The sequence below is a fragment of the Pseudomonadota bacterium genome, assembly GCA_039033415.1.
Taxonomy (GTDB): domain Bacteria; phylum Pseudomonadota; class Gammaproteobacteria; order Xanthomonadales; family SZUA-38; genus JANQOZ01.
Window position 1 is genome coordinate 220742 of sequence record JBCCCR010000006.1, and the last position, 21319, is coordinate 242060.

20 protein-coding genes are annotated in these 21319 nt (G+C 63.2%); 7 read left to right on the forward strand and 13 right to left on the reverse strand.

Features of this window, described 5'->3' with window-relative positions; all coding sequences use genetic code 11:
* Positions 1–18 precede the first annotated feature (18 nt).
* From AAF358_06885 to AAF358_06905, 5 genes are all read right to left on the reverse strand, one after another.
* Positions 19–531, reverse strand: coding sequence for a TIGR02281 family clan AA aspartic protease (locus AAF358_06885; GenBank protein ID MEM7705259.1), 513 nt, complete (start codon positions 529–531; stop codon positions 19–21).
* Positions 528–2207 carry a dihydrolipoyllysine-residue acetyltransferase gene (gene aceF / locus AAF358_06890; GenBank protein ID MEM7705260.1) on the reverse strand — a complete coding sequence of 560 codons (1680 nt, stop codon included), beginning with the start codon at positions 2205–2207 and terminating at the stop codon, positions 528–530. The genes AAF358_06885 and aceF overlap by 4 nt, the downstream gene beginning before the upstream one ends.
* Before the next feature lie 10 nt (positions 2208–2217).
* Positions 2218–4887, reverse strand: a complete 2670-nt coding sequence (gene aceE / locus AAF358_06895; protein ID MEM7705261.1) for a pyruvate dehydrogenase (acetyl-transferring), homodimeric type — start codon at positions 4885–4887, stop codon at positions 2218–2220.
* A 104-nt stretch (positions 4888–4991) separates the two neighbouring features.
* Positions 4992–5843, reverse strand: a complete 852-nt coding sequence (locus tag AAF358_06900) for an alpha/beta fold hydrolase (GenBank protein MEM7705262.1) — start codon at positions 5841–5843, stop codon at positions 4992–4994.
* Between the two features lie 51 nt (positions 5844–5894).
* Entirely contained in the window at positions 5895–6839 is a 945-nt protein-coding gene (locus AAF358_06905) for a hypothetical protein (GenBank protein ID MEM7705263.1), read from the reverse strand.
* A gap of 161 nt (positions 6840–7000) precedes the next feature.
* Between AAF358_06905 and AAF358_06910 the strand changes: the two genes are divergently transcribed.
* Both AAF358_06910 and AAF358_06915 read left to right on the forward strand, forming a co-directional pair.
* On the forward strand, positions 7001–7486 hold the full coding sequence (locus tag AAF358_06910; GenBank protein ID MEM7705264.1) for an ASCH domain-containing protein: 486 nt from the start codon (positions 7001–7003) through the stop codon (positions 7484–7486).
* The gene (locus AAF358_06915; protein MEM7705265.1) at positions 7486–7932 is read left to right on the forward strand and encodes a nuclear transport factor 2 family protein; all 447 of its coding nucleotides are present in this window, start codon (positions 7486–7488) and stop codon (positions 7930–7932) included. The genes AAF358_06910 and AAF358_06915 overlap by 1 nt, the downstream gene beginning before the upstream one ends.
* Before the next feature lie 46 nt (positions 7933–7978).
* Here the strand turns inward: AAF358_06915 and AAF358_06920 are convergent, their stop codons facing one another.
* Both AAF358_06920 and AAF358_06925 read right to left on the reverse strand, forming a co-directional pair.
* Positions 7979–8779 (reverse strand): NAD(P)-binding domain-containing protein, encoded by an 801-nt coding sequence (locus AAF358_06920; protein ID MEM7705266.1) that lies wholly within the window; start codon positions 8777–8779, stop codon positions 7979–7981.
* The gene (locus AAF358_06925; protein ID MEM7705267.1) at positions 8769–9836 is read right to left on the reverse strand and encodes a VOC family protein; all 1068 of its coding nucleotides are present in this window, start codon (positions 9834–9836) and stop codon (positions 8769–8771) included. Before AAF358_06925 ends, AAF358_06920 begins: the two co-directional genes overlap by 11 nt.
* 129 nt (positions 9837–9965) lie before the next feature.
* Here AAF358_06925 and AAF358_06930 point away from each other — a divergent pair, with 129 nt between their 5' ends.
* Genes AAF358_06930 through AAF358_06940 form a run of 3 tightly spaced genes read left to right on the forward strand, consistent with a single transcriptional unit; the run spans position 9966 to position 12643 of the window.
* A complete protein-coding gene (locus tag AAF358_06930; GenBank protein ID MEM7705268.1) occupies positions 9966–10814 on the forward strand; it encodes an alpha/beta hydrolase in 849 nt (282 codons plus the stop codon).
* Positions 10815–10864: 50 nt separating this feature from the next.
* The gene (locus AAF358_06935; protein ID MEM7705269.1) at positions 10865–11314 is read left to right on the forward strand and encodes a VOC family protein; all 450 of its coding nucleotides are present in this window, start codon (positions 10865–10867) and stop codon (positions 11312–11314) included.
* Between the two features lie 6 nt (positions 11315–11320).
* Complete coding sequence (locus tag AAF358_06940; protein ID MEM7705270.1) at positions 11321–12643, forward strand: MFS transporter; 1323 nt, start codon at positions 11321–11323, stop codon at positions 12641–12643.
* 99 nt (positions 12644–12742) lie between these two features.
* Here the strand turns inward: AAF358_06940 and AAF358_06945 are convergent, their stop codons facing one another.
* The 4 genes from AAF358_06945 to AAF358_06960 all read right to left on the reverse strand — a co-directional run bounded on the left by AAF358_06945 (position 12743) and on the right by AAF358_06960 (position 16635).
* The gene (locus tag AAF358_06945) at positions 12743–13693 is read right to left on the reverse strand and encodes a hypothetical protein (protein ID MEM7705271.1); all 951 of its coding nucleotides are present in this window, start codon (positions 13691–13693) and stop codon (positions 12743–12745) included.
* 12 nt (positions 13694–13705) lie between these two features.
* Positions 13706–14641, reverse strand: coding sequence for a hypothetical protein (locus tag AAF358_06950; GenBank protein MEM7705272.1), 936 nt, complete (start codon positions 14639–14641; stop codon positions 13706–13708).
* A 33-nt stretch (positions 14642–14674) separates the two neighbouring features.
* Entirely contained in the window at positions 14675–15313 is a 639-nt protein-coding gene (locus AAF358_06955; protein MEM7705273.1) for a hypothetical protein, read from the reverse strand.
* Between the two features lie 89 nt (positions 15314–15402).
* Positions 15403–16635: an MFS transporter gene (locus tag AAF358_06960; GenBank protein MEM7705274.1), complete on the reverse strand. Its 1233-nt coding sequence runs from the start codon at positions 16633–16635 to the stop codon at positions 15403–15405.
* Positions 16636–16699: 64 nt separating this feature from the next.
* Here AAF358_06960 and AAF358_06965 point away from each other — a divergent pair, with 64 nt between their 5' ends.
* Entirely contained in the window at positions 16700–17461 is a 762-nt protein-coding gene (locus AAF358_06965) for a hypothetical protein (GenBank protein MEM7705275.1), read from the forward strand.
* Positions 17462–17472: 11 nt separating this feature from the next.
* Here the strand turns inward: AAF358_06965 and AAF358_06970 are convergent, their stop codons facing one another.
* On the reverse strand, positions 17473–19110 hold the full coding sequence (locus AAF358_06970; protein ID MEM7705276.1) for an FAD-binding oxidoreductase: 1638 nt from the start codon (positions 19108–19110) through the stop codon (positions 17473–17475).
* Between the two features lie 22 nt (positions 19111–19132).
* On the opposite strand from AAF358_06970, the gene AAF358_06975 reads away from it, so the two are divergent.
* Positions 19133–20338: a multidrug effflux MFS transporter gene (locus tag AAF358_06975; protein MEM7705277.1), complete on the forward strand. Its 1206-nt coding sequence runs from the start codon at positions 19133–19135 to the stop codon at positions 20336–20338.
* 4 nt (positions 20339–20342) lie between these two features.
* Here the strand turns inward: AAF358_06975 and AAF358_06980 are convergent.
* Positions 20343–21319, reverse strand: a 977-nt coding sequence (locus AAF358_06980) for a zinc-binding dehydrogenase (protein MEM7705278.1), incomplete at its 5' end; no start/stop codon positions are given.

Below are 21319 nucleotides of genomic sequence, written 5' to 3' on the forward strand. Positions count from 1 at the left end.
CTTTCCTAAGTCGAGGGGTTATTGATACTGCCGCAGCACGAGCTGGCCACGGCTTTGCACGAGCTCTAGCTCGCGTAGAAAATTCATGCCCAGCAGCACGTCCGGTGACCTCATGTTGGGCACCACCGCCGCCGACACATCCCGAAGCTCGATCGGGCCGAGCCGAATAGAGGTGATCTGCGTCTGGTAAGCCGTTGCCGAGCCGTTCGCCGTGGACACCGTGAACGATGCCCCGCGAGGCAGACCGAGCCGGCGGGCAAGGCTGTCGGACACCGCGACCTGAGTTGCCCCGGTGTCGACCAGCACCTCCGCTTCACTGCCGTTGATCAGCGCCGCCGCGACATAGCTATCCTGGCGGTTCGCCTGCAGCGTAACCTCGGCATAGCCGTCGCCAGTGCTGCTCAGGGGGCGCTGGTTGGGGTTGCGCTGCCCGGCGATCAGCTGATCGAAGAGCAGCGTCAGCAGTCCCAGGGCACCCAGCGCCGCCACCAGGATCATGCCCCGGCCCAGCCGACGTTGCCGTCCGCTCATAGAAGCAGGCGACGAATGTCGGTCAGCATATCCGCGAGGTAACGGGTGAAGCGCGCGGCGGTTGCACCGTCGATGACACGGTGGTCATAGGACAGGCTGAGCGGCAGCATCAGCCTCGGCGCAAATTGGCTGCCGTCCCAGACCGGCTGCTGACGAGATCTCGATACGCCGAGAATCGCCACTTCGGGCGCGTTGATGATCGGGGTAAATGATGTGCCGCCGATGCCGCCCAGAGAGGAGATCGAAAAGCAGCCGCCCTGCAGGTCCTTAGGCGACAGTTTCTTGTCGCGAGCCCTGACGCTGGCCTCAACCACCTCGCCGGCCAGCTGGAACAGCGACTTCTGGTCGCAGTCCCGAATCACCGGCACCACCAGTCCGTCGGGTGTGTCCACGGCCACACCGATATGGAAGTACTGCTTCAGGATCAGCGTCTCGCCGCTTTCTTCCAGCGAGGCGTTGAACTGAGGAAACTGCTTGAGCGCCGCAACCACAGCCTTGATCAGGAACGCCAGCGGCGTCAGCTTCACGCCGGCAGCTTTCGCGGCCTCGCCCTGGCCCTTCCGAAACCCTTCCATATCGGTCACGTCCGCCTCGTCGTGCTGCGTGACGTGGGGAATCATCGCCCAGTTGCGGGCAAGGTTGGCGCCCGAGATTTTCTGGATGCGCGACAGCGGCTGGGATTCGACCGGGCCAAACTGCGAAAAATCCACCTTCGGCCAGGGCAACAGGCTTAAGCCCGCGCCACCGGCGGTCTCGGAGGTGCCACTGCCTTTACGCTGCATGACCGCCTTCACGAACTGACGAACGTCTTCGGTGGTGATCCGACCCTTACGACCGGTGCCGGTAACCTCCGTCAAATCCACCCCTAGCTCCCGCGCTTCGCGCCGCACCGATGGGCTGGCGTGAGGCACAGCGCCGGGTTTCTGGGTGCTGGCGTCGAATGCCATCGGTGGCTCCCGGCGACTACCCGCATCCGACTCAGGCTTGCCTGATGGCGCGGCGGCGGCCGCTGGGGCCGGTGCGGCAGGCGCTTCCGGGGTCGGAGCCGGCGTCGCTGGTGCGGGCGCTGCAGCAGCACCGACAGGTTGCAACGTCACCACCGGTGCTCCCTGACCGACCTGCTCGCCTACGGCAACGTGAACCTCCAGCACGGTCCCCGCCTCACTGCTGGGGACCTCCATGGTGGCCTTGTCGCTCTCAAGGCTGATCAACGACTGCTCTTGCGCCACCTCATCACCGACCGCCACCAGGACCTCAACCACGTCCACGGCATCGAAATCGCCGATATCCGGCACAATCACCTGTACCGGCTCAGCCGAAGCCGCTGCCGTGGGCTGCGCCGGCGCCTCGGCCGGCGCGCTCAAGGCTACGGCTTCTGCGGCGGGTGCCGCTTCGGCCACCGGGTCGGGCTCAGCCGGAGCTGGCGATGCCGCCTCGCTGGCGCCCAACGCCAGGATCGCGTCACCCTCTGAAATGCGATCGCCCACCGCCACCAACAGCTCGGCCACCACGCCGTCGGCGGGGCTCGGGATCTCCATGGTCGCCTTGTCGCTTTCCAAGGAGATCAGCGACTGTTCCGCGCTGACCTGGTCACCCTGGGCCACCAGCACCTCAACCACTTCGACGTTTTCAAAGTCGCCGATGTCCGGCACCTTAACGATGTTCTGCTCTGTCATGGTCAGCGCCTTATACCGTTACCGGATCGGGCTTAGCCGAATCGATGTCATACTTTTTCTGGGCCGCGTTGAGCGTTCGCTTGGTCACCTTCCCCTCTCGATAGAGCGCGTAGATGGTCGTGTACGCGATGTGGTTGCGATTGACCTCAAAGAACTCCCGCAGCTTGGGCCGGGTGTCCGACCGACCAAAGCCGTCGGTGCCCAGCACGTGATAGCTTCGCGGTACAAATTCGCGGATCTGGTCCGCGTAGGCCCGAACGTAGTCGGTGGCTGCAATCACCGGGCCCTCGGTATCGGCCAGGCAGCTTTCTACGTAGCTCTGCTTGGGCTTTGTCGATGGATGCAGCCGGTTGTGGCGCGCCACCGACGCACCTTCACGGCCGAGCTCGTTTAGGCTGGTTGCGCTCCAGACGTCACACTCAACGTCGAAATCGGCGGCCAGCATGTCGGCCGCAGCAATTGATTCGCGAAGGATTGTGCCGCTGCCCAGCAGCTGGGCTCTCAGCTCCGCCTTCCCGCCCTCACGGATCCGGTACAGACCCCGGCGGATGCCCTCCTCGGCCCCTTCGGGCATGGCCGGCTGCGGGTAGTTCTCGTTCATCAGCGTGACGTAGAAAAACACGTCCTCCTGCTCGGCATACATCCGGCGCATACCCTCGTTGAGGATCACCACCACCTCGTAAGCGAAGGTCGGGTCATAGCTCACGCAGTTGGGGATAGTGCCCGCCAGAAGGTGACTGTGGCCATCTTCATGCTGCAGTCCCTCGCCGTTGAGCGTGGTACGCCCCGACGTGCCGCCCAGCAGGAAACCGCGGGCGCGCAGGTCGCCGGCCGCCCAGGCGAGGTCGCCGACGCGCTGAAACCCGAACATCGAGTAGTAGATATAGAAAGGGATCATCTGGATCCCCGTGCTGGCGTAGGCCGTTGCGGCGGCGATCCACGACGAGATCGCGCCCGCCTCCGTGATGCCTTCTTGCAGGATCTGCCCTTTGACGTCTTCCTTATAAAAGAGCAACTGATCGGAGTCTTCAGGCTGGTAGAGCTGTCCGACCGACGAGTAAATGCCAAGCTGACGAAACATCCCCTCCATGCCGAAGGTCCGCGCTTCATCGCAGAGGATCGGCACAATGCGCGGCGCCAGCGTCTTGTCGCGCAGCAGGATCGACAGATAGCGCACAAATGCCATCGTGGTCGACATTTCGCGTTCACCGGAATCTTTCAGGAGCGCGTCGAACGGCTTCAGATCCGGCACCGGCAGCGGGTCTGATTGGTAATAGTCGCGCCGCGGCAGCGAGCCGCCGAGCGCGGTCCGGCGTTCGCGCATGTATTTGAGCTCCGGGCTGTCTTCTGCCGGCATGTAGTAGGGCAGCTCCTCCAGCTGTTCGTCAGCGATCGGCACGTTGAAGCGATCCCGAAATTCGCGAATCGAATCGACGTCCATCTTTTTCTGCTGGTGGGTCGTGTTCTGCGCCTCACCGGCCAGGCCCATGCCGTAGCCTTTGACGGTCTTGGCAAGAATCACCGTCGGTTGGCCTTGGTGGGCCACGGCAGCCGCGTAGGCAGCGTAGATCTTGTGCGGGTCATGGCCGCCCCGATTGAGCCGCCAGATGTCCTCATCCGACATGGTCGAGACCATTTCCTTCAGCTCCGGATATTTGCCGAAGAAATTTTCGCGCGTATAGGCGCCGCCGTGGGCTTTGTAGTTCTGATAGTCGCCGTCCAGCGCCTCCTCCATTCGCTGGCGCAGCAGGCCTTTGGTGTCCTTGGCCAGCAGCGGATCCCAGTAGGATCCCCAGATCACCTTAATAACGTTCCAGCCCGCACCTCGAAACACCCCCTCCAGCTCCTGGATGATCTTGCCGTTGCCACGCACCGGCCCGTCGAGGCGCTGCAGGTTGCAGTTGATCACAAACACCAGGTTGTCGAGCTTTTCCCGACCGGCGAGCGATATGGCTCCGAGCGACTCCGGCTCGTCCATTTCCCCATCGCCGCAGAACACCCACACCTTGCGTTTTGCCGTGTCCGCCAGCTCCCGGTCGTGCAGATAGCTTAAGAACCGCGCCTGGTAAATCCCCATCAGCGGCCCGAGTCCCATGGACACGGTCGGCAGCTGCCAGAAGTCGGGCATCAGCCAGGGGTGCGGGTAGGAGGACAAACCGTCGCCATCCACTTCGCGCCGGAAGTTATCCATCTGTGCTGCGCTGATGCGTCCCTCAAGAAACGCCCGGGCATAAATCCCCGGCGAGCAGTGGCCCTGCATATAAACCAGGTCGCCACCGTGGTCTTCCGTCGGACCATGCCAGAAATGATTGAAGCCGACGTCGTAAAGGGTTGCGGCGGACGCAAAGCTCGCGATATGCCCACCCAGGCTGCTGTCCGCACGATTCGTTCTGACCACCATCGCCATGGCGTTCCACCGGATCCAGCAGCGCAGTCGCCACTCCAGCTCCGCGTCACCCGGGCTGCGCTTTTCCAGGTTGGGGGGAATCGTGTTGACGTAGGCCGTGGTGGCGTCGTACGGCAGGTAACCCCCCGACCGACGTGCCAGGTCCACCATCTGCTCCAGCAAATAATGAGCTCGCTCCGGGCCGTCAGCGTTGATCACGGCCGACAGGGCATCCAGCCACTCCTGGGTTTCCTGCGGATCCAGGTCGGTCTGGGGTTGGAGGTCGGATGACATGGGCATTCCTTCACCGGTGGCGTGGGAACGCTAGTGTAGAGGCAGTCGGTTAAAAACGCATTACTTAGCTAAGCTAAATAAAATAAGCCCTTGTTTCAGCGCCTTCAGGGCGTGCGGTCGAAGGTTTTTCGCGCCAGCCGGGCCATCAGCTCAGGCTCTGCTTCAAACAGGCCAAAACCCAGTTTCGGCAACAAAACCAGCTCCACCTTAGGCCGCAGGTCGGTCAGTCGTGGGGTGATGTTTTCAAGATCATCAGCCGGGCTGACTGCCGTGAAGGGAACCTTGATGGCCTTGAGCGCCCCGGCAAGATCATGTCGCATGACGGCCCTGGCGCCCCACCAGGCCGTATCTCCCGCCTGGATCTTTTCGATAAAGGTGCGCTGGACCGAGCGGTCGCTTTGCCCAGCACCTCGCCACCGGTGTGATCGCTGCCACTCATCCAGCAGGTGGCTGCCGTTCGAGCTGATGGGTTTGGGCCATGGCTGATCAAAGAAACCCTCGCGTTCGGAGGCGTCAAACAGCGCCAGCCCCACCAGCAGCATCGCGTGGATCGACGCGTCTTCTGCTCGCGCGAGTTCCGCGGCGATCGAAGCGCCGGTGTGATAGCCAACCACGTCGAATTCTTCCAGTTCTTGAGCAGCCGTAAATTCACCCATCGCGCGCGCGTAGTCTTCGATCTCCGGCGCTGCCGCAGGCAGGTCCGACTCTCCGAGTCCTGGCGTGTCGACCGCATAGACAGCCCGGTCGACGGCCAGCTCTGCCATGAACTCAATAAACACCTGCGAGGAGTTCGGCGTTTGGTGAAAGCACACCACCGGCCGGCGCCGCTCAGCGGCAGCGTCCAGCGGACGCGCCAGACGATAATGGAGCTGCCCGTATCCCACGCGCTGAAACCCGCGGCTGACCGTCACCGGCGCGTCGCCGAGACGGCGTTTTGCAAAAGGTGCTACGGTCACGCTGGCTCCAACCAGGCGCAGCCAATCCCGCCGGCTGAGGACAGGCATTGCTCAGCCCTCCCCGACCAGCTGAAGCAGCATGCCGTTCGGGGCACGCAGCACCGCACTATCGGTCCCGGACCATGGACCCTTCACACCGACTTGCCTGGCCAGCGGCACCACTACGCTGTCAGTCTTCTCCGCTTCGCGCACCACCGCCTGTAGTCCGTCGACGCGCACGGTCACTCCCAGCAGGCCTCGCACCGGCGGAACCACTGGATCGATGGTCTCATCCCCCGGCTTGGCCAGTCCGTAGTCGATCATGCCGATATAGGGTGCCTTCAGATTCCAGCCGATGTTTTTTGCCCGGATATGGACCGGCTCGTCGCTACCGATCATCTGGCCAAAGTTGGAGTCTTTGACCTCGTACTCGTAGATCACGTCGAAGCCGAGAATCCGACGAAAGTAGGCCGCGCTTTCCTCGAGCGCCAGCGTCGGTCCCGAAATACTCTGCGGTTCAGACACCGGGCGACCCAGACCGCTGGAGAACCTGTTCACCATAGCCGGAGGCGGCTCGATCATGGCGCAGACCACCTCGTCCCGCACCCAGGCGTGCGCTTCCCGCACCGGTCCGTCCGGCGAATCATAGCTGGCGATCTCGTCGTTGATGGTCAGCCCATACTCGCGGGCCCGCTCAAGGGCGGGTTCCAGGTGGGTCACAAAAAAGTCGATCACCTTGGCGGCTCCCGGGACAAGCCCGCGACTGCGGTGACGAATCGTTGCGTCGGACTGCGGCTCGAACTGAATCAGCTGGACGCCGTAGCTGCTGCCCGGCGTTTGCAGTATCGCCACGCGGGCACCCTCGCCCGTCACGCCCCAGGCGCGCGGCAGCGTCGCCGAGTCGAGCGGGTATTCGTGCGTCAGCGCGAGCCCAAACACTTCGGTGAAGAGCCCGAGATGCCAATCGAGGTCTGAACTGGAAACCACCGGACCAAAAATCTGGTGGCGCTCAGCCATGCAACGAAACCCCTGGCGTCAAGCGGCTGGCGAAACCGGTCGGCACCGCCAAACGTCGTTCCTGAATGGAGGAAAACATCACCACCGCACTATGCCACAGGCCTCGCAGAATCGCCGCCCTGCGGTATGATCAGCGGTGAATTGAACCGCCTGGATCGGCCTTGAACGAACAACCTGTGACCCAAGCCATGGAGAACTTTTGGGAGGAGGCCCGACGGCACTGCCCGGAGCTGCCAGACGCCTTCACCTGCCGGCAGATCGGCAGCCAGCCCGCCATCAATGCGGCCATCCTGGACGCGATTGCCAGCGGCAACAAAACGGGTACGGTGAGCCTGCCCGAGATCTATCGGCAGCTTGACCGGCCCAGGCCGGCGGTCGGCGACGGCATCATCTTTCAGGATGCCGAGGGTGCCGCAGCCCGGGCGGTAATGATCACCAACATCGACGACGTTCCCTACGGAGAGATTACGGAACAGCACACGAGCCTGGACGGACCCCGCGTCCGAGCGCTGGACGCCTGGCAAGCAACCCACAAAGGCTGGTTTGACAGCGTGCTGGCACCCTACGACCAGCGCTGTGACGACGACACGATCATCGCCTTCGAGACGTTTCGCGTGTGCTACCCGCCGCTGGCGCAAGACCGTTGATGGATACGGCTGAGTCGACCATCGAGGCATACCGAGAGGCCTGGAACGCCATGAACTTCTCGGCGCTGCTCCGGCTCTGGGACCACAGCGAGGCCGAGATCTATTACCTGGCAGAAGAGTTCGAAAAGCCGATGGTGAGCCTCGATGAGGTCTCCAAGTATTTTGACCTCACCACCGCCGCCGTCGAGTCGGTGCAGCTTTGGGTCGACGGCCTGAACCTGAAGCCGCTGGCCGACGACCTTCAGGTTGCGACGTTCGACATGCACGTCGACGCCAGCCTGACCGGTTCAGCCGCCCGCGGCGTGAGGCCTCTGGGCATCGACGTGCGCGTCAGCTCGATACTCCGGCAGCGTGAGGGTCAGTGGCGCTTTATTCACTACGTGGAGGCCCCGCTGGGCGCGCTGCCTTTTGTGCGTCGAGCCTACCAGGCCAACACCCGCGGCTGAGGGCGGCGCCCCGCACCGTGAGCCAAAGATCCCGGCTTCAGGGACATCAGTTGGCCGCCCTGACCCCGGTACTTTTCTTCGGGCTGGCGCCCTTACGCAGGTAAAACTCAAACGCCTGATCGCGCCGACCCTGGAGATACGGAACGATATAGAGTGCCGCCATACCCTCGAGGTAGCGGGCGTGGCGAATGGGCCCGACGTCCACCGTCTCAAACCCGAGCTTCTCAACAAGCTCCGACACCTGCTCCTTTGCCTCAACGCTGTCTCCGGCCAGTGGCACCGACACCGAACCACCGGCAGCGGCCGGGTTGGCCATCACGTGAAAGCCTACGGTGTTAAAGGCTTTGACCACCTGGCAATCCGGCAACGCCTCCTGGATCGCTTCGCCGGCTGACCGATCGGTGGCCATCGCCATCAGGCCATCTTCGGTCGGAACCAGCGCGTTGCTGACGTCGATAATGATCTTTCCCGACAGGCCGCTTAGTTCACCGAGCACCGCCTCCATCGCCCGGAAGGGTGTCGCGATCACCACCACATCCGCCTGGGCCGCCGCTTCAGCGGTCGTCGCCGCTGACGCGTCGCCGCCGGTTTTCTCCACCAACGACTGCACGTCCTCCCGCTGCGGATCCCGAGATCCATATACCACCCGCATGCCGAGTTCGGCGAAACGGGGCCCCAGCGCGTTTCCGACGCGCCCTGTACCCAGCACTGCAATCACGCGATTCTCCTCTGCCCTGACCGGGCCGGTTGTGAAACAAGCCGCCGCCGCGGCGACCAGCAGCAGCGCGGTGGTAAGCCAACGGCCAGCCGCGACGGCCGGTGTTGAGATGTTGTTATCAACCATCATGATTCTCCAGCCCAGCGTCAGCGGATTGTGTTAACAGTTCAAAAAACTCCAGCCAGACGCCGCCCGGCCCGCGGACGGCCAACACCCTGGCGGTCCCGTAGGGCTTAAGCTCAATGGTCGCCGGCGCGGCAATCACCTCGATACCCTTCCGCCGAACGTGGTCGTAGAAAGCGGTGAGATCGGCGACCGGAAAGCGCAGCATGACGATCCCCAGGTTTGGCGGGCTGGCCCGATCCGCCCAGTCGGCGCCGGTCAGCCCGTCAAACTGCAGCAGCTCAACCGAACCCTCGTTTTTGCCCTGAGGGTGGACAATGCTGACGATCCGCGGCACCTCCGCGGTAACGTTATGAGGCATACCGAGCACGTTGGGCCCCGGCGCCTTGCTGGCTCCGTGATGTTCCAGGTAAGACGTGAAGCCAAGCTTATTCATGTAGAAGTCCCGGGCCTGCTCGATGTCGGGAACAATCTGGGTTGCGTTGAAGATCCGACTCATCTGCTGCAGCTGAGGCCAGCCCTCCAGGGGCGGCTCGATCCGCTCGATCAGCGCCATAACCACCCCATCAGGTCCGCGCGCCAGCCACTCCTTAACCACAAACGGCCCGAAGCTGAACTGGACCGGATCGCTGGAGGCCTGCCAGTTGCGCGCCTGAAATTCGTTGAACTTCTGATCCATGCTCAGCACGCGTGCGTTGACGTCAAACCAGCCGCCCGTGTCCCAGGACTGCGCGTTGGAGCGGATCTGCTGCTGAGGAACGCCCGAAAACTTCACCAGCCGCACATAGCCGCGCGGCGTGCCCGGATTGCCCAGCACCAGCTGGTGGCCAGACGCGTCGCCGCCGAGCCCCCAAGCCCGGAGCTGCGCGTCGCTGAGCGGGCCCTCCGCCTTGACCTGCCAGCCCGCAACGTTTTCAAAAAACTCGCGATAGCCTTCGAGGGAAGAAACGCTGAATACCGCTTCCTGGTAGCCGCCGGTGACCAGTGACGCAGCCTGTGTCTCTGGCTGAGACCCCGCAAGGCGCGGCACACACAGCAGAACGATCAGTAAAAGGCGAGTCATGAGCAACCTCGAGGGCGGCGACGGGCGGCACACCGGCTCGCGGTTTGCCTGACTTTTGCAGGTTACAGCGTCTTGCGCGGGGCCGACCGAATAATGACATAATGATATAACAAAATAACGTTTGCAGCGATGGCCAACCTGTCTAACCAGCCCCCTTATCCGCAGCTTCGGCGGCAGTTTGTCGACGGACAGTATGGCCAGCTGCACACACGCATCTGCGAGCCGGGGGATGCCGCGGCAGCGCCCGTGGTTTGCCTGCACATGAGCCCCAAGTCCGGCCGACTCTTCGCTGACGTAATGCCGCACCTGGCTGCCGACCGGATGGTGCTGGCGCCTGACTATCCCGGGCACGGGGAGTCCGACCTGCCGCCGGCGGAGCCTGAAGTGCGGATCGAAGACTTCGCCGCCGACGTCTGGCGGGTCGTCGACCAGCTAGCGAAGGCGCCGGTCCATTTTGTCGGGCACCACACCGGGTCCATGGTGGCCGTGGAGGCTGCGTCCCGGCGTCCTGCTGACGTCCTGAGCGTGACCTGCATTGGCGCGCCGGTATTCACCGACGAAGATCTGGAGCGGCTGCACCGCACCTATGCGCCGATCCCCATCGACGAGGCGGGGACCCGCTTCCGAATCATGTGGGAACGTGTGCTGCACCATCGTGGTCCGGGCATGACGCTGCAGATGGCCGCCACGTCCATGGCCGAGAATCTGCGAGCCGGGGACCACTATGAATGGGGCCATCGGGCGGCGTTCGCCTACGGCGCCACCTATCGGCACAAGCTTGCTGAGCTTCGCCACCCGGTGCGGGTCATGAACCCGGCGGACGACTGCTTTGAGCAATCCAAGCGTGCCGATGCGCTGCTGATGAATGGCCAGCGCAACGACTACCCCGCCTGGGGCCACGGCTTTCTCAGCGCCTATGCGGCCGAAGCCAGCCGGGAACTTTTGAGTTTTATTCACGAGGTCGAGCGCAGCGCCTGACCTTTTCGTTAACATGGGTAGCGCCGCCGCTGCCACCTTCAGGATGAACCATGGCTGACAAACCTTATCTGCGATTCCAACGAGCCAACTATCTCGTCAAGGACATTGACCGCGCGCTCGCGTTGTACCGCGACGTGCTGGGTTTTGAGGTGGCCTTCACCAAAGACTCACCGGACGATTCCTACTCCTACTCGGTCTTCGAAATCGATCGCAGCAATCAGATGCGCTTTTGTGTGCTGAGCACCGAAAGTCAGGTCCGAGTTATGGCGCTGACGGAGGTGCCGGGAGACATGCTGCCCGTGCCGTTCCCGAGACGCAGCGCCATAGTCCTGGAGGTAGGCGACGTCGAAGCGGTGTGTGCCGGGGCGGAGGCGCTAGGATGCCACGTCTACGATGAGGAGGAGCTTCACACCCACGATGGCCGGGTCGGCCAGGAGGTGGGTATTGTGGATCTTGATGGCAACCTGGTGGTGATCTATAAGATCCCCGCGGCGGGCTGACCGACGATGGCGCAAAGCGAACGGTCTTACCCAAACCCGCGTTACGCGTGGTACATGGTGGTGATCCTCACCATCGCCTACGTCCTGTCGTTTGTCGATCGCTATATCCTGGGTCTGCTGATCGAACCCATCAAGGCTGACCTCGAGCTCACGGACACCCAGATCGGCTACCTTCTGGGCCTGGCTTTTTCCGTCTTTTACGCCACAATGGGCCTGCCGTTGGGCTACCTTGCTGACCGCAAGCGCCGCACCTTCTTGGTTGCCGCAGGCGTTGCAGTCTGGTCGGCGGCCACCGTGGCATCCGGCATGGCCAAGAACTTTGCCCACATGTTCATCGCCCGCATGACGGTCGGGGCCGGCGAGGCGACCTTAAGCCCCTGCACCATGTCGATGATCTCCGACAGCTTTCCGCGCGAAAAGCGCGGTCGACCTATTGCGTTCTACACCGCAGCGCTATCCCTCGGCGCCGGCATCGCATCGCTGCTGAGCGCCGGCATCCTGACGTGGGCGAAATCGGTGCCCGAAATCTCTGTACCGCTGCTCGGCAGTGTGGCCCCGTGGCAATTCACATTTATTGTGGTGGGCCTGCCGGGCCTGCTGCTGGCGCCGCTGGTCCTAACGCTGCGTGAGCCGCCCCGGCATCGCACGGCGGGCGCGTCGGTGGCGCCGAAGTTTTCCGTCATGCTGGCCCACGTTGGGAGCCGCTGGAAAACCTATCTGAGCTTTGTTTACTTCGTCTGCGTGATGACGATCGTCGCCTACAGCCAGGGCTGGTACGCCCCGATGTTTCTGCGAACCTGGGGCATGGAGGCTGAGATGTACGCGACGGTCAACGCATTTGTACTGCTGGCGGTGGGCCCGCTGACGGTCAACGTGGCCGGCTGGCTGAACGACAAGTTCTACGCGCAGGGCCGCAAAGACGCACCACTGCTGATCATCATGCTGGGAGTCTGCGTGCTGGTGCCGACCGGCATCATTGCACCCCTGATGCCGAACCCCGTGGCCGCGTTTGCCGTCATCGTGTTCAACACCTGCGGCATCGCCCTGGCGTCAGCCACCGGCGTCACCGCGCTCATGAACATCACGCCCAGCGAGATCCGCGGCCAGACGGTAGCGCTCTACTACATGGTTTTGAGTCTCAGCGGATTGCTGCTGGGCCCGGGAACCGTCGGCTGGCTGTCGGACGGGGTGTTTGGCAACGAGAACCTCAACTACGCGGTTGCTGCGGTGCCGGCCATCTTCGGCCTTCCGGCGCTGCTGCTCATTCCCTACGCCAGGCGCAGCTATCTCGCTGAGGTGGCGGCCCAGGAGAAAGCCGGCGCCGCCTAGGGGGCTGTAAGAATTGCCATCCATGTGCTGGGCGCAGCGCGCCGAAGAACTTCGTTTTTCAAAACGCTGCTAGGTCCGCCGGCTCCCTGAGCAACCGCGCTACATAAAGGGCGTCTCAAAACGGTTTGAGTTCATGTAGCAGCTCACCAGCGCCCATTTCAGATTAAGCCCAATGCGATCCGCGGTGGGCACGGTGAACGCGTAGCCGTGCTCTTTCATGCTGTCGCCCATAGCTTCGCTCAGGTACACCACCAGCGAATCCCGGGTGAAAATGCCCTCGTAGTTGTTGATCGGCCAGTCGACCAGAAACAGGCTGACCCGGAAACGACGATCTTCTTTGTCGGTAAACCAGGCCTGCCCGCCCTGGTCGTGAAGCCGCAGGCCTTCGTACCGCTCGTATGGCTCATCGCGCCCGCCGCCCACGCCAGGGATATCGGCGTAACACTCGAAGCGACGGATCCGGTGGAGCTGAAAGTCCTGCCCGGACCCAGTGAAGGCCATCCATAGGTGTCGTTCGCTGATGACCACCTCCGTGGGCAGATCCTTCGCGCAGCTCTGGCGAGAGGTCGCCCGAAACTGTGCCGGCTCACGTCGCCAGAGCAGCTCGCAGGCGTCCGCGGCGGGGAGCTGATCACCGGGCGGCAGGTTGCCCGTACCTACACCGGGTTCCAGCACCCACATTTGCATCTGGACGGTGGCCGTCTCGGGCTCCGGCCTCAGCGACCACAGCTGGCTGCCGGTGGCTTTCTCAAAGTCGCTGTCCCAGTACCCGGACACCACAAAGACGTGCTCACCCAGCGCGCTGCCGGGCACCGATTCAACCACCTGATGTATGCGCCGGTGTTTTTCGCTGCGATCACCGCGCACGTCGAAGTAGCTCTGATTGGCGTTATCGAACCCGCCCTGCAACATCGTCGCAATCACCATAAGGTCACGCTCGTAGGGCTGGCTGTCCTGCCCCTGCGCCCAGCCCATCGTCGGCGTGACCGCAAAAAGACTTAAGCAAAAAAACCTGAGCGCAATCCAACCAGGGCTCCGTCGTTGATTCATATTATCGTTTCCCTATTGCGAAAAAATATCGATACGCAGCCCCGCGGGTGTGTGCGCGGTCAGCGCGGCGCCCGACCCCGGCAGCACCTGAACCGGCTCATGCTCTGAAATGGGGCCACCGGCTTCGGCAAGCTGTGCGGCCAGAGCTGCAAGGTCAGCACAACGATAGTTTACGTGCAGCACGCCGAGCGACTTGGGCTTGGCCAGGGGGTATCGGTCGACGCCTTCAACGCCGCGGTACTGAATCAGCTCCATCTGGCCGAAGTGCTGGCCCGCTTCGCCCCAGATGCTGATATCCAGCTCAGCTCCGGCAGGCAAGCCGACCATCTTTTCCACCTCAGGTCCGGACAGGAGGTTGTGCGTCAACAGCTGCATACCAAAACCCTGCTCAAAATACCGCCGCTCCGCGGCCGCGTCGCCCACGATCGTGATCAGCGGGCCTACGCCGGCGAACCCGTGCGCGGTAAAGGGGTGGCTCTGGCCCAGCACCTGAAGCAGGACCACGTTGATCGCGTCGTGAGACGGCAAATGAACCTCGCGGAAAACGGTGCCGTCAGGCGCCTCTACCTCGCTGCAGTGATCATTGCGGAACGCCCAGCCCCGCTGCTGCAGCTCAGCCATACGGCGCGGCAGATCGTCGACATAAATGTCCAGGTTTTTGGGGCACAGATCGAACACCTCAGCACCCTGCCGAATCGGTGGTTCAGGTTCATGAAACTCCACCAGATGCAGGCCACCCGCCGTTAGCCCGGGCGTTCGAAGCAGCGCCTGCTGGACTATGTCCTCCGGCTCAATCCCCCACAGCCAGGCGAGCTCGGGATCGTGTCCAACTCGAAGCTCTTCGCACGAAAGGCCGAACGTCTTCTGCCACAGTTCCAGCGCCGCAGCGAGACTGGCAACGCCCACCGATACGCTCGACCAGCCACCGAGCCGTACGCTTCGGTTCATCGGCCCGCGCCACGCCGCGCGCAGCTCAGTCGATCATGGCGCAATGGCCAGATCCTGGCGAATCTCCTCGATCAGCATACCGACGTAGTAATCGCTCGACTGCTTGCCGGCTTCGTCGAGGTAGGCTGTCAGGTCGACTTTGGTGATCTTGACCCCGCACTCATCGAAGTCTCCCCGCACATAGTGACGAGGCAGAGACACCAGCGCCGCGAGCCGCCGATTGCGCGCCGAACGCTGCCAGAGGTCCAGCGCCTTACAGGTGTTCTGCTCGATGGTTTGCCCGAGCAGATAAAGATAGCCGATCACAAACGTGGATTGCGGATAGTCTTTGGACAACGCCTTCAGGCGGTAGGGCATCGCTTCCTCACCCCGCCCGGAATAGCCGTAGGCCCGGCCCAGCTGATAGTTAAGGCGTGGATTCTCCGGGTCAGCCGCCACCGCTTTGGTGCAGGCGGCGATCGCGGCGGACTTATCCATGCCCGACCGGCTCACAGGATCAGCGACATGCCCGGGATCCCGACCGTGTGAGGTCAGGCGGTCGCATTCAGTGACCTCCTGGGACCAGCGCGAAAAGTCGTAGTCTTCGAATTCGACGGCCTGTGCTGACGCCAAACCGGCACCGATCAACAGCGCGGCCGCAGCAGCGTGCCGGCAACGGGAAAGTGGGTTCATAGAGCTGACTCCTGGACATGAATGAGCGCCGGATTGCGGCCGGCCAAGGAAGACGAGGCAATGTAGCATAAGCCTTCGGCGAGGCCAGCTTAGGCTGGGGCGGGGCTCGTCGAAAAACGCCGCATCAGAAGCAGAGCCATAGCGGCAAGCACAACGATTCCCAGATAGAGGAGAAACACCAGCTCGTAAGAGCCGGTAACGTCGCTGATATGGCCGGCGAGCGGTGCCGTCGGCGCCGTAATCGGAATATGCATTGGGCTCTGAATCCCAAAAGCCCGACCGAAGCTGCGGGCACCAAACGATCGGGAGATCATGGAGGTCCACACCGGGGTGGTGCTTCCGGCGGCGCCGCCGAGCAGCACGCTGGCGAGGATGAGACCCTCGTAGCTCTGAAAAGACCAGAAGGTGACTAGCGCTGAGCTCATCAGCAGCACCGCGAGCAGAGCCACCGGCCCGATACCAAAACGATCCGCCAGCGAACCGGTCACCACCTTCCCGCCCAGCGAGCAAAAGGCCACGATCGAATACAGCAGCGCGGTCTGCTGGCCGCTAAAGCCCAGGTCCTTGGTGTGCAGACTCAAGTTTGCCAGCATGCCGAGCGTGACGCCGAGCAGCGCCCCGGAGTAGACGGTCTGAAGGTACAGCGTTGGACTGCGAAACAGCCGACGGAACGACCAGTCGGCGGCCTGTGTTGAGGTCGAAGCCGCGTCGTCTTGGGCTGCCGGCGCCTCCGGCTCTAGCCCGCGGTCCTCGGGAAAATTCGCCAGCACGCGGTAAAAGACCGGCGCCAGCGCAATCACGCCCAACCCCAGAAACATCATCGACGTGCGCCAGCCGTAAGCGACAAACAGAAACGCCAGCGCCGGAGGCGCGAGAAAGCCGCCGATCGACGAACCCGTCAGCGATACCCCGAGCGCCAGCCCGCGATTTTTTCGGAACCAGCGGGCGATCAGAGCTGAGCTGGGCAGCATGCCAAGCGATAAGACCCCAAGCGGAATCAGCGTCGCGTAAACCACCCATACCTGAACAAGCTGCCCGGCCTGACTGATCAGCACCATCCCGCTGCCCATGCTGACGGCGCCGACCGCCACCAGGTGTCGGGCAGACTTCTTGTCCACCCACATGCCGACAAACGGCGACATGATGTTGGAACCCGCCGTGATGAGCGTTTCGATCAGCGTAATCCGGGCGCGCGTGGCGCCGAACTCGTCCTCAAACGCCGACGTGTACATGCCCATCGACCAGAAGATCAGCCCGCCCTGAAGGGCGTTGCCGAGCACACCCATGGAAGTGATCGCCCAGCCGTAAAATGGTTTGCGCATACGTGTCCTTAACAGCGGCCTGTGGGTCCCCTATGATCGAACCGCTCACAGATGGAGAACGATCGTGAAACCCCATGAAACCATATACGGGCAGGTGAAGTACACGAGTCGCAAACCCGACCGGCTGGGCGCCGAGCGCGGCCGCGAGCAGTTCACCATCACGCGCCACGGCAACGGCTGGCGGACGCTGCGGGCGCACTGCGAAATCGACGACGCACCCAACGTGATGCGCGACGTGATGCTGACCGTCGACGACAGCTGGACCACCCGCGAAGCCTACGTGCGCCTGAGCGTCGGCGATCAATTTATGGGCGCCACCTGGTATCGCTTCGAGGACCGCTTTGCCGAGTGTGAGGGGGTGCTGGCGGACCGCGGCCGGTTCAGCGACCGCGTGGAATACGATCAGCCCGGCGATCTGTTCGGCACCCACCCGATCCAGGGTGATGCTTGGCACCTGCATTCACTGGACGTCAGCAACGGACCGACGGTCAAAATTTTTGACCGCTTTTTGATGACCTCGCTCGATCATCGCGGTGCGACCGGACCGGAGCTGGTCTGGCACGATCCGGGCATGCGCATCGAATACGTCGGTCCCGAGACGGTCACCGTCGCCGCAGGCACCTTTGACGCCCTGCACTTTTGCTACGGGGACCGCTCCAGCACGGCGTTGGGTTCCAACGAAAGCGGCGAGCATCCGCCCTACGAGATCTGGACGACAGCCGACGGCGAGTACGTGCTGCTCAAAGCGGGCGTCGCCGGGTACATGCAGACCCACTACGAGCTCACTGACCTCAAGCGTGAGCCGCCGCAAACTGATTCCGGCTGAGCCGGCAGTAATTAATCGATCGGTTTGCTGGCCGGCAGACCCAACGCGCCGGGATTCATCAGGCCCGAGGGATCCAGAGACTGCTTCAGTGCGGCGACCAGCTCAGCGGCGACCGGCGACAGCGAGTCATAGTAGGGATAAGTGCGGCCAATCTGCGTACTGGCTGCGCCCCGGGCCTGGAAAAAGGCCACGATTTCACGACGGATCGTCTCGACCAGCGCCCTGCCCTTTGGATTGGGTTCCGGCTCGGTCAGCTTCTTCAGGTGTGAAGGCTCCGGCGTGCTGCGGTGCAGCGGCAGCCACTCGTCATACCACCGCAGCACCGGCTCGTAGCTGAACGCATGGTTGGAGATCGCCACGAACAACTGGCTGAACGTCACGCGATTCGCGGCCATGGCGTCTGCATGCGACGCAAAGATGCGGTTCACGCCCTCGATGGTTTCCGCGGCGTCTTCATGGGCAACCTTTGAATTCAGCGCCGCCCAGCGGTCGCCGTCACCGCCGAGGATTCCGTTCAGCGGTTCAAAAAGGTTGGCCCGCACCGCGCGCGGGATCGAGTCGGCAATCTCAGCGCCGCGGTGCCGCAACGCGAGCTCGCAGCAGGTCGCTCGATCGGCAGCCACGGCTTCATCGGTGTTGCCGGCACACACCAGATGCAGCGAATAAACGTCGTCTCCCGCGACACCCCGGCCGGCAGCGGCGATCCCGGCGCCGGCCCTTAACCCCTGTTTCTTCACCACGTTGAGGAGGCGCTTGATATCAGCCTTGAGGTCGGCCTCTTTCATGCTGCGCCGGTTGGTCTCCGGATCAAAGACGTAGACCTCTTCCGCGCAGCCCGATCGAGCGATGTCGGACAGCGCCGCGGCTGCGTCCGCGGCCGTCGCAAAAACAAACGATGCGTAGTCGTTAGCGCTCGGCTTCTTGATCAGCCGCAGCGTGGCCGCCGCCTTGACGCCGAGCGCGCCGGCGTCGTGCACAAACAGACCGGTCAGGTCGGGTCCGTAGCTGCGGTAGAAGCCTTTGCCGTTTTTGAAGCCAGCCTGACCTGTCGTCAGCACGTTGCCGTTGGCGGTGACCACCTCGAGCCCGAGCACCAGCTCCGCGCCGGAGCCGTAACGTGCCGTACCCATGAACAGCGCGCCGTTCGACAGCCCGCCGCCGACCGTGGCACAGGCGCCGGAAAACGTTCCGAAAAACGGTAGCCGCAGGCCTAGCGGGTCGAGCGTTTCATAAATGGCTTTCCACGTGACGCCCGCCTCGACGGTAATGGTCATGTTCTCCGGGCTGACCTCCAGGATCGCATCGAGCGCTGACGTGTCGACGACCACCGCCTGGCGGCGGTCCGGCAGGTAACCTCCGGTGTAGCTCATCCCGCCGCCGCGCGGAAATACGGCAAAACCCTGCGCGGTGATCAGCCCGACCGCGTCGGCCAGACGCTGACGATCGGCGGGACGAATCACCAGCCGAGCCGTCTCGCCCTGGCTGTAGACATCGCTGGACAGGCGCTCCCGCGCCGCGCTGTCGCTGATGATCTCGTCGGGCGCCAGCACGCGAGACAGGGCTTCGATCAGCCTGGAGGCGGCTGCGTTCAGTTCATCAGGCGGGCTTACGGGTGCGACAGAAGTGACGCTTTCAGATTTCGTTAACATCTGAATAATTTATCATGGGTGGATGGCTAACGCTGAGCGAGAAGTCCCCTCCGTCTGGCTGCTTGGCGTCGCCAGCGGTTTGTCGCCCTTTGGCATGGCGGTTGTGGTGCCTGCCCTTGGGAGCGTGAGCGAACGTTTTTCCGCCGATTTCCTGTCGGTGCAGTTTTTGGTTTCCGCCTATCTGCTGGGCCTGTCGATCGCCCAGCCCGCTTGCGGCTTTCTATGCGATCGCTACGGCCGCCGGCCGGTAATGCTCGTCGGGTTCCTGGTTTTTGTGGCGGCCAGCCTGCTGTGCGCGGTGGCGCCGACGCTGGAGCTGCTGATCGCCGCGCGCTTTGTGCAGGCGGCGGGCGTCAGCGTTGGCACGGTGGCGAGCCGCGCCATCCTGAGGGATACCCGGAGCGCGGACAAGGTCGCCGAGGGAATGTCCTATATCGCTGCAACCATGGGCCTGGCGCCGGTGGTGGCCCCCATCGCCGGCGGCGTGCTGGACTCCGCCACCGGCTATGCGTGGATATTTGTGTTCTCAGCCGCCATGGGCCTGCTGGTGCTGGTCAATATGCTGATGCATCTTTCCGAAACGTTACCTAAAGAGGCGCCTCAGCCCCGCTGGCGCGACTGGCTGGTCAGCTACGGCGACCTGCTGCGATCGAAAAAATTTGTCGGCAGCACCCTGGTTTTCGGTTTTGTTCAGGGCACGTTCTTTTCTTTTATGGCGATCGGCGCGGCCCATTTTGCCGCTGCGTTCGGCTACAGCTCATCCCGCTTCGGGACCATCTGGGGGCTGATGGCGTTGGCATACGTGCTTGGCGCCTGGCTCGGTGCCCGCACCACCCGGGCGTATGGTACCCGGCGTGTGGTGAGCGCCAGCGTGCTGCTGGCGGTGGCTGGTGGCGCAGTGCTGGCCTTGCTGAACGTTTTGATGGAATCGTCACCGATGACCATCCTGGTCCCGCTGGGCTTTCTAATGACCCTATCCGGGGCTATCACGCCCGGCGCGATGGCCGGCGCAATCCAGGCCCATCCGGTGATCGCTGGCACCGCCTCTGGCCTCTCGAGCGCGATCGGCCTGCTTGTCGGAGGTCTCTTCACGATCCTCGCCGGCGCGGTCTACACCGGGGCCTTTGCGCCGATTGCGCTCCTGATTTTTGGCACCTGCCTGGCCACCGCAGCCAGCTGGTGGCTGGCGGAGCAGGAACCCCTGCCGGCGGCGATGCCGCAGAAATAGCGTGCTAGCGCTCCACCTTGAGGATGATTTTGCCGTAGTGTTTGCGGTCGTCGATCATCGCGTGGGCCTTGACCACCTCGGCGAGTGGCAGCACCCGATCGACCACCGCCTTAAAGCTGCCGTCCGCAAACCGCGGCAGAGCGTGCCGCCGAAAGCTGGCCATCGTTTCCGTTTCAAAGCGCGGGCTTGTTGAGATACTCATGGACAGCAGCTGGATATTGAGGACGCCGATATTGAGGTTGAAGGTGATATCGCGGCCGCCCGTGCTGCCAAACATCACGACCTTCCCTTCCATGCCCATGGAGTCCAGCAGCTGCTGCGAGGTGGCGCTACCGATGGTCATCAGGCTCACGTCCACCCCCTGACTATCCGTCGCCTCAGCAACGCGGTCACTGATGGACTCGCGCTGGTAGTTGATCAGCAGGTCAGCGCCGAAAGTACTGGCGGGCTCCAGCTTGTTGTCCAGGCTGGCGGTCGCGGCGGTCCAGCAGCCGTGCTGACTGGCGATCTGCAGCGCGGCGCTGCCGACACTGCCGCCCACGGCCTCCACCAGCACCCGCTGCCGCGGGGCAATTTCCGCCACCGTGTGGAGCGCATGCCAGGCGGTGAGCCATCCAACCGGAATCGCGGCCCCTTCTTCGAAGGACAGCGAGTCGGGTAACGACATCAGGTGAGCTTCGTCGAACAGCACCTGCTCGGCGTGGGTGCCGCGCGCTCTGCCAAATACCCGGTCGCCGGGTTTGAAAGCGGTCACGCCGGCTCCGATAGCCACCACAACGCCGGCACCTTCCATGCCCATGACAAACGGCAGCGGCTGGCCGCTGTAGGTGCCGGCCCGCATGCGGGTTTCAGCAAAATTCACGCCGCTGGCGTGTACGTCAACCAGCACCTGGCCCTCGCCGGGTACCAGCGGCTCCAGCTCCTCCCAGACCATCACCTCCGGCCCGCCAAACTCGTTGACCTTAAATCCCTGCATGTGGC

Coding starts and splice junctions, on each gene's coding strand:
- AAF358_06960 (MEM7705274.1), bottom strand. CDS start 16,635: ATGCGCAAACCATTTTACGGCTGGGCGATCACTTCCATGGGTGTGCTC.
- AAF358_06970 (MEM7705276.1), bottom strand. CDS start 19,110: ATGTTAACGAAATCTGAAAGCGTCACTTCTGTCGCACCCGTAAGCCCG.
- AAF358_06915 (MEM7705265.1), top strand. CDS start 7,486: ATGGATACGGCTGAGTCGACCATCGAGGCATACCGAGAGGCCTGGAAC.
- aceF (MEM7705260.1), bottom strand. CDS start 2,207: ATGACAGAGCAGAACATCGTTAAGGTGCCGGACATCGGCGACTTTGAA.
- AAF358_06925 (MEM7705267.1), bottom strand. CDS start 9,836: ATGACTCGCCTTTTACTGATCGTTCTGCTGTGTGTGCCGCGCCTTGCG.
- AAF358_06950 (MEM7705272.1), bottom strand. CDS start 14,641: ATGAACCGAAGCGTACGGCTCGGTGGCTGGTCGAGCGTATCGGTGGGC.
- AAF358_06885 (MEM7705259.1), bottom strand. CDS start 531: ATGAGCGGACGGCAACGTCGGCTGGGCCGGGGCATGATCCTGGTGGCG.
- AAF358_06930 (MEM7705268.1), top strand. CDS start 9,966: ATGGCCAACCTGTCTAACCAGCCCCCTTATCCGCAGCTTCGGCGGCAG.
- AAF358_06945 (MEM7705271.1), bottom strand. CDS start 13,693: ATGAATCAACGACGGAGCCCTGGTTGGATTGCGCTCAGGTTTTTTTGC.
- aceE (MEM7705261.1), bottom strand. CDS start 4,887: ATGTCATCCGACCTCCAACCCCAGACCGACCTGGATCCGCAGGAAACC.
- AAF358_06975 (MEM7705277.1), top strand. CDS start 19,133: ATGGCTAACGCTGAGCGAGAAGTCCCCTCCGTCTGGCTGCTTGGCGTC.
- AAF358_06940 (MEM7705270.1), top strand. CDS start 11,321: ATGGCGCAAAGCGAACGGTCTTACCCAAACCCGCGTTACGCGTGGTAC.
- AAF358_06905 (MEM7705263.1), bottom strand. CDS start 6,839: ATGGCTGAGCGCCACCAGATTTTTGGTCCGGTGGTTTCCAGTTCAGAC.
- AAF358_06920 (MEM7705266.1), bottom strand. CDS start 8,779: ATGATGGTTGATAACAACATCTCAACACCGGCCGTCGCGGCTGGCCGT.
- AAF358_06935 (MEM7705269.1), top strand. CDS start 10,865: ATGGCTGACAAACCTTATCTGCGATTCCAACGAGCCAACTATCTCGTC.
- AAF358_06955 (MEM7705273.1), bottom strand. CDS start 15,313: ATGAACCCACTTTCCCGTTGCCGGCACGCTGCTGCGGCCGCGCTGTTG.